We start from the raw sequence: 13,418 nt of genomic DNA, 5'->3' as shown, positions 1-13,418 counted from the left end.
CTCAGCCATCGTGCCCCGTGGGCGCCGGCACCTCGCCGGAGGGGTCCGAACTGCGACGGTGCGCGATGATCTTGCGGGCGACCAGCTGCGCCGATGACAACCCGATGAGCAGGCTCACCGACCCCACGACGATCAGGATCACCCCGACGATGCGCTGCGACCGGATCACCTCGTCGGGTGTCCGGCCGTCTGCCGCCGGCACATCCTGTCCCGGATGTGCGGGGTCGAAGGCCGGTGGCACCAGCAGTTCCGGATGCGTGTACTTGGTGCCCGGCATCAAGACGCACCGATCCAGCGGCCCCATCGGCCGGTCGGCGCACGTGGGTCCCTGGACGAAGCCGCCGCCGATCCCCATGGTCAAGAACAGCGCACCCAGACCCAGCCCGCCGACTGCGACGATGACCTGCCAGACGAGCATCGTCCGGGCCGACGGTTGCTTCTTCTGGGCCATCACACGGTTCGCGACAGCACGCCGATGAACGCGTCCAGCCGCGCCAGCGCTTCCTCCAAATCGGCGGTGGACGCCGCGTAGGACAACCGCACGTGGTCGTCGGCGGTGGCGATGCCGAAATCCTTGCCCGGCGTGAGGGCCACGTGGGCGTCGGTGAGGGCCCGGTCGCAGAATTGCGCCGACGTCAGGCCGGTGTCGGAGACGTCGATGTAGACGTAGAACGCGCCGTCGGGCTGCACCGGAACCCGCAATCCAATGTGTTCCAGACCGTCGAGCACCAGGCGCCGGCGGTTGACGAACTCGCGGCGGCGGTCCTCCGCCACCGCCAGCGACTCGGGCGTGAAGCAGGCCAGCGCGGCGTACTGCGCCGGCGTCGGCGGGCTGACATAGAAGTTCTGCGCCAGACGCTCGGTGACATCGACCAGGGAGTCGGGGAGGATGGCCCACCCGAGTCGCCAGCCCGTCATGCCGAAGTACTTCGAGAAACTGTTGATGACCGCGGTGTTCGCGGTATGCGCTCCGGGTTCGGAGAGCACGCTGTGCGGCGGATGGCCGTCCGGGCCCGGATCGGCGAGCCCGAGATAGATCTCGTCGACGATGCTCCAGCCGTCGCGGGCGGCCACCCGAGCACACAGTTCGACCAGATCGTCGTGCGGCACCAAGGTGCCCGTCGGATTCGACGGTGACGCCACGATGACACCACGGGTCGACGGCCGCCACGCGTCGTCGACGAGGTCAGGGGTCAGCTGAAAGCGGGTGTCGGGCGTCGTCGGCACGAGGGTGACGTCGGCGCCGAAGCTCTCGGCGAACTGCCGATTGCACGGATAGGACGGGTCACCGATGAGCACCCCGTCACCGGGGTCGACGAGGGCGGCGCAGGCCAGCAGCAGCGCCGCCGATGCGCCGGTGGTGACCGCCACCCGCGACGGATCGACGTCGGCGCCGAAATGCGTTCGGTAGAACCCGGCGATCGCCTCGCGCAGTTGCGCGGTACCCAGCGCATCGGTATAGGTCATCGGCCTGCCATCGGCGGCCTCCCGGGCCGCGGCCAGGAACTGCGGCGTCGGACCGAAGTCGGGTTCACCGATGTTGAGCCGGATCACCCGATGCCCGGCCGCCTCCACGGCGCCGGCCTTCTTGGCGAACTCCATCGCGTAGAACGGCGCCACGTGCTGCGCCCGTCGCGAGATGTGCATGGGTACATTCTGCGCGACGGGCGCGGTGGTTCGGCCGGTGGCGTCAGATCAGGGCACCCAGTTGAACGTGTCCGGGTCCGGGCCACGGCGCTTGTTCTTGTTGAGGCCATCGATCGCGGACACGTCTGCCGCGGTCAGCTCGAAGTCGAACAGCGCGAAGTTCTCCTCCACGCGCGACCGGGTCACCGACTTGGGGAAGACGATGTCGCCGCGCTGGATGTGCCACCGCAGCGCGACCTGCGCGGTCGAGCGGCCCTTCTCCTCGGCGATCTTCACCAGGACCGGGTCGTCGAGCACATCGCCCTGCGCGATCGGCGACCACGCCTCGGTGGCGATCCCGTGGTCGGTGTTGAAGGCGCGCAACTCGTCCTGCGTCAGATACGGATGCACCTCGATCTGGTTGGCCGCCGGCACGATCTCGGTTTCGGCGAACAGACGCTCGAGGTGGTGCTTCTGGAAGTTGGAGACGCCGATCGCCCGCGCCTTGCCGTCGGCGTAGATCTTCTCCAGCGCCTTCCAGGTCTCGACGAAGTCGCCGACCTCCGGCAGCGGCCAGTGGATCAGGAACAGGTCGACCTGATCGACGCCGAGCCGCTCCAGGGTCTCATCGGTCGCAGCGAGGGCGTCGTCGTAGGCGTGTTTGTTGTTGTTGAGCTTGGAGGTGATGAAGACCTCGTCGCGAGGCAGGCCCGACTTGGCGAACGCCTCGCCGACCTCCTTCTCGTTGCCGTACATCTGCGCGGTGTCGATGTGGCGATAGCCCACCTCGAATGCCGAGAGGGTGGCCTCGACGGTGTCCTGCGGCTCGATCTGGAATACCCCGAAGCCGAGCTGCGGGATCTGGACACCATTGTTGAGGGTGATGGAAGGGACTGTCATGGAACACCTTTCACTTGTTGTGGACGATGATGACGTGGTCTGCTCAGGGCAGCAGGATGAGCTTTCCGCGCGGATGGCCGGCGGTGACGTCGGCGAGTGCCCGACCGGCCTGCTCCAACGGATAGGTCGCGGCGACCTCGGTGGTCAGCGAGCCGTCGGCGGCCGCGGCGATGAGTGGCTCGACGGCCTCGGCGTGGTGGCGCTTTGTCGCCTCCGACGATCCGTCGATCACGATGATGCCGTCGTCGGCGCGGCCGAATGCGGCGATGCTGACGATCCGCGACGGTTCGACGCCGAGTTCCAGCGAGACGTCGATCGCCTCGTCGGTGCCCGCGGTGTCGATGGCCGCGGTCACCGCGGCCGGCACGGCGGCACCCACGCGGTCGGCGAGGCCGTCACCGTAGGTCACCGGGATCGCCCCGAGCGCGCGCAGCGCGTCGTGATTGGCCTCGGCGGCCGTGGCGATCACCGTGGCCCCGGCGCGCACCGCCAGCTGCACCGCGATCGACCCGACAGCGCCGGCACCCCCGTGGACGAGAACCACGTCGCCGTCGCCGACGCCCGCGGTGGCGACCGTGTCGGCCGCCGTGACGCCGACGAGGAGCAGCCCGGCGGCATGCTCGACGTCGAGCGATTCCGGTCGCCGGTGCAGCCGGTCGGCGTCGACGACCACATGGTCGGCGTACGCGCCGGCCACCGGGTAGCCGATCACCGCGTCGCCCACGGCGAATTCGGTGACATCGGGTCCGAGCGACTTGACGACCCCGGCCAGTTCGCTACCCGGATGCAGTGGAAGTTTCGACTTGTCGGTGCCCATCACGCCGCTCACCGTTTTCGCGTCGAACGGATTCACGCCGATGGCCTGCACGGTCACGACTACCTGGCCCGGATCGGGGACGGGTAACTCCACCTTGATCAGCTCGATCACCTGCGCGGGATCTCCGTAGGCGGTGGCGACCATCTGCCGTGCGGTGACGGCGGCGGAGTCGATGTCGAGGGTGTTCTCGTTGGTCTCACTCGTGTCGGCCATGACAGCTTCAAGGCGGGCGGGTCATCGACTATTCCGTTGCGCTCACGATTGTCCGAAATGCGTGACCGTGAGTTGTTCACGGGCGGTTGTCCACAGGCGGGCGCGGGAGCGCCGGCGGCGGGTCGGATTCCCCGTATGGTCGGCGCAGTCGTGAGGCCGCCAGAGATACGCAGACAGGGATACGCGAAGGGGGAGCGCATGACCGAAAGACGCGTCGAGGCCGTGGGTTCGGAGCTCAGGTGGATGTCGTCGGTGTTCGTCGCGGGCGCCGACGACGCCGCGCGCGAGTTCGACGGCCATCACCGATCGCTGTGTGAGATCTCAACCGGATTGTGGGACAACAGCGGTCAGGCGCTGATGACTCTCGCCGAATCGTGGCGACGGCGCGGGATGGGACTGGCCGGCGTGGTCGGTGACCACGGGACCATGCTCACCGCGGCCGATACCGCCTACCTCGCCGCCGACGACACGAGTGCTGCGTCGTTGCGCGTGATGCCTTATCGCCCTGATGCGGCAGGACCATCCGACATCGAATTGCGGTTGTAGATGGTCGGTTTCGGTGATGTGTTGCGGTTCGACCCTGGACAGATCTCATCGATCTTCGCGATCTGCTCCGCGCAGCAGGCGACCTGCTCGACGCTGGGCACCACTGTTCGTTCACTGGACAGTCTGTCGTCGTGGCAGGGTGATGCCGCCGACGCGGCACGCGCGGCAGCGGGGCGGGTACGCGTCGACATCGACAGCTACGGTGTGGAGAACGCGAAGGTGGCCGCCGCCGCCCGGGATTGCTTCAACGAGGCGACGGCACTCGTCCGTGACGCGAGAAGTGTTCAGGCGCAAGCCGATGGGCGTGGATTCATCATCGATCCGGTCACCGGTGCGGTGACCGACCCGCTGTGGCCGTCGATGGCGGGGTGGTCATTTGCGGAGCGGCAGGCCCATCAGGATGCCATCGCCGAGATCACGCGTCGCGTCGCCGAGATCTGCAGCCGGGCAGAGCGTTTCGACGACGGTGTGGCGGCGTTGCTCAACGCCGCGAGCGGCGGGATCGCGCTCACCGCCGACGGCGAGACCCCGGATTTCAATCCCGCTGCGCGACAAGCCAACCAGATCGCAGCGTTCCGCTCGCTCTATGGGCGGCCGCCGATTTCGGAGAACGACTGGCGGGTCGCCGAGGTGCTCGACCCGCACAGTTACTCCCCGAAGAACCACGGCGTACCACCGCAGATCAGCGTGGTGCGCATCAATCCGGTTCCGGGGCAGGGGGTTGTGGCCACCGGACTGTTCATCCCGACTGCGACGGTGCACGGCGGCACCGACGATCACCTCGGTGACAACCGCGGTTTCGACCCGGCCTTCGATCCGGAGGATACGAGGGTGACCTACGTCGTCGACTACGAGACCGGACTGGTGATCGCCCGACAGAATCCGTCGGCGACCGCCGACGGGACGACCGTGCGCACCGGGACGCCGCGGGTTCGGGCTTCGCAACTGGATGACGGAACCGTTCTCGTCAACTACGACGCCGCGGATCCGCTTGCGCCGCCGGGGACGGCGGAGGCCGGCTGGTCGGTCAACGGTCAGACGATCATCACGCCCGGTGAGGGTGACGGGGGCGGTGCCCGCATCTCGGGTTACGTGACCGATTACCCGTCAATGGAGACCTATCAATATCTGCCCGACGGTCAGACGAGGGTCCTGCATACCGACGGCGCCGGCGACCACACGTCTTTCGGCCCGTTCCTCAATCTCCCGCTCCATCACGAGTTCGGCGACTACGACCGTGATTTCGAGCAGTTTCCGGGGGAGACCCGGGTCCTCGGCCAGGTTGGCAAGGCGCCGACCGGCGTGGCAGCCGACACCACGCCGCTCGGCCCGGTGGGTGATCCGCCCGTGGTTCCCGGGGTTCGGTGACCGACGATCTTCTCAGCGGTGGAACCAGGCCTGCGGGTCGCCGGCGAGAGCCTTGTCCAGGCGCAGTCTCGAGGTCTGGGCGAGCGGTTCGGGGAGGGTGTCCGTAGCGAACCAGGCCACCGCGGTGTTCTCGTCGTCGGCGACCCGCGGCTCGCCGGAGATGTGTCGGGCGAGGAAGCACACGTCCAGATAGCGGGTCTGATCCCCATTGGGGTAGGTGATCATGTCGGTGACATCGACGCTGGTCAGGCGGATGACCTCGGCACTCACCCCGGTCTCCTCGGCGATCTCCCGGACGATCGCCCGGGCCGGCTCCTCGCCGGGTTCGAGGACCCCGGAGACCACGGCCCACTCGTCGGTATCGGCGCGTCGGGTCAGCAGCACCCGTCCCGCGTCATCGGTGACCACCCCACTGACACCGGACAGCCAGAGCGGCGCATGTCCGACGTGGGAGCGTAGGTCGCGGATGAACTCGGGGATCGGCATGAGTGCCATCTTGCCCGGCGGGCGACGCGCCCGTCGGATCGGCCCGCGGCATCGACGATCGTGGGAAGATCGCCGGGTGAACACTCCTCAGGGCGGTAGCGCACCGAGCGCGCAGGGCGGTATCGGGATCTGGCTGGTCATGGTCGTCATCGGTCTCACCGGAGTGGTGTGGGCGCTGGTGGACGTCATCAACCGCGGAGTGGGCGACGTCCCGGGAAGTACCTGGCTCTGTGGCGTGCTGGGACTGGTGCTCGCCGCCTTTGCCCTCTACCGGGAGTTCGGCGGCGAGCCGCTCATCACCTTCGACGACGAGAACATCGCCGAGGAGTACGAGCAGCAGAAGCGGGATTCGGCCCGGGAGCGTGGCGAGACCGGGGACGACGCCCGGTAGGGACGGCCTCGTCGACGCTTCGCACTCGCGTTCGACGAACTTGTCGGTGGCCGGTGCTTCACTGTGGACATCCGATCTTCTCCAGGAGGTTTTCATGTTCGATGCACACGGCCCCGATGCCGCGCACAGCTCCGATCCGGAGGGTGTCCGGCCGGCCGCGGCATGGTCGGCGATGTACGACTGGCTGGTCGATTCCCTGGCCGGTATGCCCGCCGGTGCGGTGCTCGATCTCGGTCCGTCCGATCATGACGGGTCCGGGGATGCCGACGATGATGACCTGGATGTGCCCTGCGCTCAGATCGTGGTGCTGCGTGAACGGACGATGATGGTGCGGTTGTCGACGGCGGTGATGGATATTCCGGCGGTGGCCGCGTACACCGTGCCGAACGCGATGCTCGACCGGTGGAATTACGAGGATCGCTTCCGCGACTGCACTCACGGCTACCTCCTCAGTCGATCCCGGCGAACCGTGGCCGGAATCTGCGTCGCCTGGTTCCGCGACCGCCGCGCCTTCCCGAGTCCGACGGCACTCGGATGTAGCTACACCGCGCCCAGTGCGGCCCCGCACATCGGCTGAGTGCGGTGCCCGGCATGGGGGAGTCCCCTGATCTTTCCCCCAAAGCGTGCTCTGACCAGTGAAATTTCCCTTCCGACGCGTCATCGTGGAGTCATGAACACATCAACCGAATCACACAAGACCACCTCCGAATCCGGACTGACCTTCTGGAAGATCCTCGGCATCATCGCTGTCGCACTGATCGCCCTGGCGATGATCGGGCCGATCCTCAAGGGCCTGTTCTGGGTCGCCCTGATCGCCCTGGCGATCTACGGCGGCGCCATGCTCTTCCGGTCCTCACGCAAGAAGTCCGGCCCGACACCACCGAGCGGTTTCTGATCGCGATCGCCCCGCGGCGGGTGACATCCAGTGGGCGCACTCGCGATCAATGGAAACCGAGCGCTGTCAACGTAATTGCGGCTCGGTCGACGGAAAAAGGTTCTCTGTCAACGATTTTCCTATGGCGTGCATCCTCACACGCGTGTACCATGGAACACATATTCGATATCAAGTGGGGGTGGGATGTTCGAGACGACCGACGATATCCGTCAAGTCCTCACCTCACTCGTCGAGATGACCTCGGCGGCAACCGAAGCCGACGCCCTCGACCGCCTCACCGTCCTCGAGGAACTGAAATCCGCGGCCACCGCCGCGCAGGTCCGTGAAACCGCCCGCCTCGACGAACTCCGCACCGCCGACGAAGAAGCCCGCCGCGTACCGCAACGCCGGCGCGGCAAGGGTCTCGGCGCCGAAATCGGCCTGGCCCGCAAAGCCTCCGGACGCAAAGGCTCCAGCCACCTCGGCTTCGCCCGCGCCCTGACCCACGAGATGCCACACACCCTCGCCGCCCTCGCCGCCGGCCACCTCACCGAATGGCGAGTCACCATCCTCGTCCGCGAAACCGCCTACCTCACCCGCGAAACCCGCGAAACCATCGACCGCGAACTCTGCAGCGACACCACAGCATTGGACGGCGTCGGTGACAAAGCACTCGAGGCCAAAACCAAAGAACTCGCCTACCAACTCGAACCCCGCACCGTCGTCGACCGCAAAGCCAAGGTCGACAAAGACCGTCGCGTCAGCGTCCGGCCCGCACCCGACCTCATGACCCACCTCTCGGCACTGCTACCCATGGCCCAAGGCATCGCCATGTACGCCGCCCTCAAAAAACACGCCGACTCCATCATCGGCGCCGACCGCCGCACCCGCGCCCAGATCATGGCCGACACCCTCGTCGAACGCGTCACCGGACACACCACCGCCGACGCCGTCCCCGTCGCGGTCAACCTGATCATGTCCGCCGAGACCATGCTCGGCACCAGCGACACACCCGCCGCCATCCCCGGCTACGGCCCCATCCCCGCCGAGATCGCCCGACGACTGCTCCTCCTCGGCGCCGACGCCACCACCACCTCCACCATCCGCCGACTCTACGTCCGACCCGCCGACGGCACCCTCGTCTCCATGGACGCCCGCTCCCGCTGCTTCCCCAAAAACCTGGCGCACTTCATCTCCCTGCGCGACCAGCGATGCCGCGTCCCGTACTGCGACGCCCCCGTCGAAGAGATCGAACACGCCGACCCCCACCGCCACGGCGGCGCCACCACCGCCACCAACGGCGACGGCACCTGCAGTGACCACAACCACTCCAAGGAAGCCGACGGCTGGACCTACACCGTCCTCGCCACCACCGACGGCCCCCACACCCTCGACATCCGCACCCCCACCGGCCACACCTACCGCAGCATCGCACCACCGCTCATCAGACCCCAACCACCGGCGCCACAACCAGCACGCCCCCACCCACCGATCCGACGCCGTCCCCGCCGAACCACCCACAACCGCACCATCACCCGCAGACGACGCCGATCACCAATCTGACCGTGCCAGTAGAGATCCCAGAGGAGCTCAGTGCAACCGGGCCAAGGCGCCCATCATGTCGCGGCGCGTTCCGTCGGTCTCCGAGTACCGCAGGGCCCTGACGCGTTCGACGAGGATCTCGTCGGTGGCGTCGGGCAGCAGGGTCAGCACCTCGTCGACGAAGTCGGATAGCGGCATGGCCCACTCGGCCTCCGCCTGACCGGGCATCAGGTCTGTCGCCACTGCCGGCGGAACCAGTTCGAGGACGCTGATCCCGTTGGGCGCCAGCTGCATTCGTAGGGAGTCGGTGAAGGAGTGGATGGCCGCCTTGGTGGCGCTGTAGGTGGGGGTGGTGGCCATCGGGGTGAAGGCGAGTCCCGAGGACACCGTGATGATGGTGGCGCCCGGCGTCCCCGAAAGGAATTCGGTGAACGCCGCGACCAGGCGGAGGGGACCGAGGATGTTGGTGGTCACCTCCGCGACCGCGGTGTCGAGGAATGACGGGTCGGTGAGATCTTCGGCGCGCATGATGCCGGCCATCGCGATGAGGACATTGGTGTCGGGGAATCGGGTCTGCACCTCGGTACTGGCCCGCATGATGTCGTCGGCGTCTGCGGTGTCGATGCGAACAGTCTCGATACCCGGATGGGCTGCGGCGATCTCGTCCATCAGTGCGGTGCGTCGACCGCCGATGATGACGGTGTTGCCCCGCTCGTGGAGTCGCAATGCGAGGGCGAGTCCGATACCCGAGGTGGCGCCGGGGATGAAGATGGTGTTGTCGGTGAGGTTCATGACTCCACTTCATCGCGCTCACCGACCGGCCACCAGGCCGCAGTCATCCAGGGACCGCCGATCCCTGGGCGGGGTCGCGGCGACCGGGTAACAGTGGAGTCATGACGTCCATCGACCGTGCGGGCCTGGCGCAGTTCCTGCGTGCCCGGCGCGAAGCACTGCAACCCGCCGACGTGGGTCTGCCGCCCGGTGCGCGACGTCGGGCACTCGGACTGCGGCGCGAAGAGGTCGCGGCACTCGCCGGAATGTCCACCGACTACTACAGCCGGCTCGAACAGCAACGCGGACCGCACCCGTCGGATCAGATGGTTGCCGCCATCGCGCAGGCGATGCATCTCGGTCTCGACGAGCGTGACCACCTGTTCCGGCTCGCCGGGTTGAACGCGCCCGACCGAGTGAGCCGCGACGATCATGTCAGTCCCGGCATGATGCGCATCGTCGACCGGCTCGCCGACACCCCGGCGATGGTGGTCAACGGTGCGGGGGAGACGTTGAGGCAGACGGCAATGGCGGTGGCGTTGCTCGGTGACGATTCGGTGCTGACCGGGTATCGACGCAGCATCGTCTACCGATGGTTCACCGACCCGCAGACGCGCGGTCGATTTCCGGCCGAGGATCACGACCATCACGCCGCCGCCCACACCGCTCGCCTGCGGGCCGCCGTCACCCGCGACGGGCCGCGCTCGCGGGCCGCGGAAATCGCCGATGCGCTGCGTCGCGAGAGCGCGGAGTTCGCCGAACTCTGGGACCGGCACGACGTCGCAACCTCGCTCGCCGACACCGAGAAGCGGATCGTGCATCCGCAACTCGGACTCATCGAGGTGTTCTGTCAGACACTCCTCGATCCGGACACCGCGCAGATCCTGCTGGTTTATACCGCCGTACCGGGCAGCGACAGTCACGAGAAGCTGGCGATGCTGTCGGCGGTCAGCGGCTGAGCGGGCGAGGCGGGGTGACCCGGATCCCGAGCAGGTACTCATCCTTGATGAAGTTCCCGAATTCGGTCCGCGGAATCGGCTGGTGTCCGATCCTTTCGTCCGCGGCGTCGACCTCGACGTACATGTGCGAACCCGGAACGGCCACAATCCCGCCGCCGACGACGCGGCAACGCCGATAGTCGGCATACATCGACGCGACCCGGACGTCGTATGCCGGCCACCGCGGATTGCCGGGATGCCAGGACACGTTCAGCATCAGGGGGCCGGTGACAGTCATCCAGCAGGCCCCCGACTCGGGGAGCCGTTCGGCAGCAACCGAATTCCCAACTGCCCAGGGAGGCGTACACGATGGGCGGCATCGCGGCGCTCAGGACGGACCGGACCGGCCGATCTCGGGCAGAACCCGACGGGTGGGAACGGCATGCGTACTCATGTTACAAATCGGGGAGTAGACAGCCGCGACACAAACACCGCGGGCCCCGATGTACCGCCGAGAACGGTAGCACGCGCCTACCGGCGCCCCGCGGGTTCCTGCTCGGGGTACTCGTCGACCACCAACTCCGCGGGGGCCTCGCCGGAGGCGTCGGCGGCCACGGCGGCGAGCTCCTCACCGAGTGACTCCGCGGGTTCGTCGACGGACTCCTGAACCGACGTCTTCGAGCCGGTGAACAGGCAGGCGACGGCGCCGATCAGGCAGCACACCAGGGCGAAGGTGAAGGCCGCGGTCAGACCGTCGGAGAACGGATCGCTGATCAGGTGCGGGAAGAACTCGAGACCGGTGAGGTGATCGATACTGGCCTGCGGCAGACCCTGTAGCGCCTGGCCACCGACCTCCTGGATCGGGTTGACGCCCAGGAACGCCGCGAACAGGATGCCGACCGTGGGCAGGTGCGCGATGGAGTCGGCCGGTGCCGAGGGCATTCCGCCGGCGGTGAGGCCGTCGTACATCGCGGTGGGCAGGTGCTCGCTGAGACCCGCGATCATCATCGAGAAGAACAGCCCGATGGACAGCACCATCGCCGCGTTCTGGAAGGTCGTCATCATGCCGGCGCCGGAGCCGCGGGAGGTGATCGGCAGACTGTTCATCACCTCGGCGCGGTTCGGTGAGGCGAACAGGCCCATGCCGATGCCGTTGATGAGCAGGATCAGTGCGAACACCCAGTAGCTGAAGTCAACCGGGATCGCGATCAGGCCGGCGAACGTCCCGGCGGTGATCAGCATGCCGATGGTGGTGAACCACTTGGTGCCCAGCTTGTCCGACAGGGCGCCGGACACCGGTGCACTGAGCAGGAAGCCGACAGTCATCGGGACCATGTAGATACCGGCCCACAGCGGGGTCTTGGTGTAGTCGTAGCCGTGCTGCGGCAGCCAGATGCCCTGCAGCCAGATGATCAAGATGAACTGCAGACCACCACGCCCGATGGACGCCATCAGGTTCGCGATGTTGCCGAAGGTGAAGGAACGGTTCTTGAACAGCGACAGCTCGAACAGTGGGCTGTCCACCCGGGTCTCGATGATGACGAACGCGGCCAGCATCAGCGCACCGCCGATCAGTGCGGCCAGCACCCAGGGATTGCCCCAGCCCATGTTGGAGGTGCCGTAGGGCTGGATGCCGTAGGTGATGCCGACGAGGATCGCGACGAGGCCGATGGCGAAGGTGGTGTTACCCCACCAGTCCATCTTGGCCTTGCGGCGGACGCCGGTGTCGCGCAGCTTCAGGTACGCCCAGATGGTGCCGATGACGCCGAACGGGACCGAGACCAGGAAGATGTAGTGCCACTGGATCGGGGCGAGCAGGCCGCCGATGATCAGGCCCAGGAAGGAGCCGGCGATGGCCGCGACGCCGTTGATGCCCATGGCCAGACCACGCTGATTGGCCGGGAAGGCGTCGGTGAGGATGGCCGAGGAGTTGGCCATCAGGAATGCACCACCGATGCCCTGGATGATGCGCCAGAAGATCAGCCAGATGGCCGCTTCGGGACCGTCGAACCAGGTGATGGCGAGGAAGATCGACGACACGGTGAAGATGGCGAAGCCCATATTGTACATCCGGGCGCGCCCGAACATGTCACCGAGCCGGCCGAAGCTCACCACGAGAACCGCGGTGACGACGAGGAATCCCATCATCATCCAGAGCAGGTAGCTGGTGTTGCCCGGCTCCAGCGGATTGAGGTTGATGCCCTTGAAGATATCGGGCAGCGCGATCAGCACGATTGAGCTGTTGATCGTCGCGATCAACATGCCGAGGGTGGTGTTGGACAGGGCGATCCACTTGTAGTGGGGCCCGAGATCGGAAGCCGTGGGGGCCGCGGTGGCGGCGGTCATGGTGTCTCCTGACGTGGTGGGGCTGGGTCGGCTGACGGGGCGTGGCGTCACTCGTCGGATCGCGTCATCGATCGACTCCGAGCGTGGAGCACTCGCCGTCGGTCAGGACGTCGGCGAGGGCGGCGATGCCGCGGGTGAGTTCGGCGCGGGTCTGCGGGTCGAGACGGTCCAGCGCGTCCGCGAGCATCAGCGCCTTCTTCGACTTGGCGTGGTTGATGAGTTCGGTGCCGGCCGGGGTCGCGGCGAGCTGGCGGGCCCGTCCGTCGTCGGGGTCGGGGAGCCGTTCGACGTAACCGCCCTGTTCGAGGTTGCCCACGATCCGTGACATCGTCGGCAGTGAGACCGATTCACGTTTGGCCAGCGCGGAGAGGCGAAGTGGGCCGTGGTTGATGATCGTCCACAGTGCCGAGGCGACCCCGGCGCTGAGGTTTCCCTGCCCGCCGGCCCGCAACGCCCGTGTGATGCGCACCCACTGGTGGTAGAGCACGGCGACATCGACCGTCGGCGCGGTGTGCAGTTCATCGGTGGATGCGGACATGGCGGACGCCTTTCGGTGGGTGGGATACCGACAAATATAGTTGCTTGTTGCTAAGTAATCGA

General features: G+C 67.1%; 16 protein-coding genes. 7 read left to right on the top strand and 9 right to left on the bottom strand.

Features of this window, described 5'->3' with window-relative positions:
- Position 1: 1 nt before the first annotated feature.
- Genes ACWDPV_RS12725 through ACWDPV_RS12710 form a run of 4 tightly spaced genes read right to left on the bottom strand, consistent with a single transcriptional unit; the run spans position 2 to position 3,556 of the window.
- Positions 2-451, bottom strand: a complete 450-nt coding sequence (locus tag ACWDPV_RS12725) for a hypothetical protein (RefSeq protein WP_449743244.1) — start codon at positions 449-451, stop codon at positions 2-4.
- The gene (locus ACWDPV_RS12720; protein WP_449743243.1) at positions 451-1,647 is read right to left on the bottom strand and encodes an aminotransferase class I/II-fold pyridoxal phosphate-dependent enzyme; all 1,197 of its coding nucleotides are present in this window, start codon (positions 1,645-1,647) and stop codon (positions 451-453) included. The genes ACWDPV_RS12725 and ACWDPV_RS12720 overlap by 1 nt, the downstream gene beginning before the upstream one ends.
- Positions 1,648-1,695: 48 nt before the next feature.
- Positions 1,696-2,526 carry an aldo/keto reductase gene (locus tag ACWDPV_RS12715; protein WP_449743242.1) on the bottom strand — a complete coding sequence of 277 codons (831 nt, stop codon included), beginning with the start codon at positions 2,524-2,526 and terminating at the stop codon, positions 1,696-1,698.
- 43 nt (positions 2,527-2,569) lie between these two features.
- Complete coding sequence (locus tag ACWDPV_RS12710) at positions 2,570-3,556, bottom strand: NADP-dependent oxidoreductase (protein WP_449743241.1); 987 nt, start codon at positions 3,554-3,556, stop codon at positions 2,570-2,572.
- 198 nt (positions 3,557-3,754) lie between these two features.
- Between ACWDPV_RS12710 and ACWDPV_RS12705 the strand changes: the two genes are divergently transcribed.
- Positions 3,755-4,102, top strand: coding sequence for a hypothetical protein (locus ACWDPV_RS12705; protein WP_449743240.1), 348 nt, complete (start codon positions 3,755-3,757; stop codon positions 4,100-4,102).
- Positions 4,103-5,470 carry a hypothetical protein gene (locus tag ACWDPV_RS12700; RefSeq protein ID WP_449743239.1) on the top strand — a complete coding sequence of 456 codons (1,368 nt, stop codon included), beginning with the start codon at positions 4,103-4,105 and terminating at the stop codon, positions 5,468-5,470.
- Between the two features lie 12 nt (positions 5,471-5,482).
- Here ACWDPV_RS12700 and ACWDPV_RS12695 read toward each other — a convergent pair whose 3' ends face one another.
- Complete coding sequence (locus tag ACWDPV_RS12695) at positions 5,483-5,956, bottom strand: NUDIX hydrolase (RefSeq protein WP_449743238.1); 474 nt, start codon at positions 5,954-5,956, stop codon at positions 5,483-5,485.
- On the opposite strand from ACWDPV_RS12695, the gene ACWDPV_RS12690 reads away from it, so the two are divergent.
- The 4 genes from ACWDPV_RS12690 (at position 5,955) to ACWDPV_RS12675 (ending at position 8,784) form a co-directional block, all read left to right on the top strand.
- On the top strand, positions 5,955-6,347 hold the full coding sequence (locus ACWDPV_RS12690) for a hypothetical protein (protein ID WP_449743237.1): 393 nt from the start codon (positions 5,955-5,957) through the stop codon (positions 6,345-6,347). The two genes, ACWDPV_RS12695 and ACWDPV_RS12690, sit on opposite strands and share 2 nt — an antisense overlap.
- Positions 6,348-6,441: 94 nt before the next feature.
- Positions 6,442-6,924, top strand: a complete 483-nt coding sequence (locus ACWDPV_RS12685) for a hypothetical protein (protein WP_449743236.1) — start codon at positions 6,442-6,444, stop codon at positions 6,922-6,924.
- Between the two features lie 93 nt (positions 6,925-7,017).
- The gene (locus tag ACWDPV_RS12680) at positions 7,018-7,242 is read left to right on the top strand and encodes a hypothetical protein (RefSeq protein WP_348804402.1); all 225 of its coding nucleotides are present in this window, start codon (positions 7,018-7,020) and stop codon (positions 7,240-7,242) included.
- 183 nt (positions 7,243-7,425) lie between these two features.
- Positions 7,426-8,784 (top strand): HNH endonuclease, encoded by a 1,359-nt coding sequence (locus ACWDPV_RS12675; RefSeq protein WP_449743235.1) that lies wholly within the window; start codon positions 7,426-7,428, stop codon positions 8,782-8,784.
- 27 nt (positions 8,785-8,811) lie between these two features.
- Here the strand turns inward: ACWDPV_RS12675 and ACWDPV_RS12670 are convergent, their stop codons facing one another.
- Positions 8,812-9,555, bottom strand: coding sequence for an SDR family oxidoreductase (locus ACWDPV_RS12670; RefSeq protein ID WP_348804400.1), 744 nt, complete (start codon positions 9,553-9,555; stop codon positions 8,812-8,814).
- 101 nt (positions 9,556-9,656) lie between these two features.
- Here ACWDPV_RS12670 and ACWDPV_RS12665 point away from each other — a divergent pair, with 101 nt between their 5' ends.
- On the top strand, positions 9,657-10,493 hold the full coding sequence (locus ACWDPV_RS12665) for a helix-turn-helix transcriptional regulator (RefSeq protein WP_348804399.1): 837 nt from the start codon (positions 9,657-9,659) through the stop codon (positions 10,491-10,493).
- Here the strand turns inward: ACWDPV_RS12665 and ACWDPV_RS12660 are convergent.
- The 3 genes from ACWDPV_RS12660 to ACWDPV_RS12650 form a co-directional block, all read right to left on the bottom strand.
- The gene (locus tag ACWDPV_RS12660; RefSeq protein WP_348804398.1) at positions 10,483-10,770 is read right to left on the bottom strand and encodes a hypothetical protein; all 288 of its coding nucleotides are present in this window, start codon (positions 10,768-10,770) and stop codon (positions 10,483-10,485) included. The two genes, ACWDPV_RS12665 and ACWDPV_RS12660, sit on opposite strands and share 11 nt — an antisense overlap.
- A gap of 233 nt (positions 10,771-11,003) precedes the next feature.
- Positions 11,004-12,818 (bottom strand): MFS transporter, encoded by a 1,815-nt coding sequence (locus tag ACWDPV_RS12655; RefSeq protein WP_348804397.1) that lies wholly within the window; start codon positions 12,816-12,818, stop codon positions 11,004-11,006.
- A gap of 64 nt (positions 12,819-12,882) precedes the next feature.
- On the bottom strand, positions 12,883-13,356 hold the full coding sequence (locus ACWDPV_RS12650) for a MarR family winged helix-turn-helix transcriptional regulator (protein WP_449743234.1): 474 nt from the start codon (positions 13,354-13,356) through the stop codon (positions 12,883-12,885).
- Positions 13,357-13,418 lie beyond the last annotated feature (62 nt).

This window comes from Gordonia sp. NPDC003504, assembly GCF_053587995.1.
Note: the sequence above shows the minus strand (reverse complement) of the source record. Positions and strands in the feature narration are given on the sequence as shown.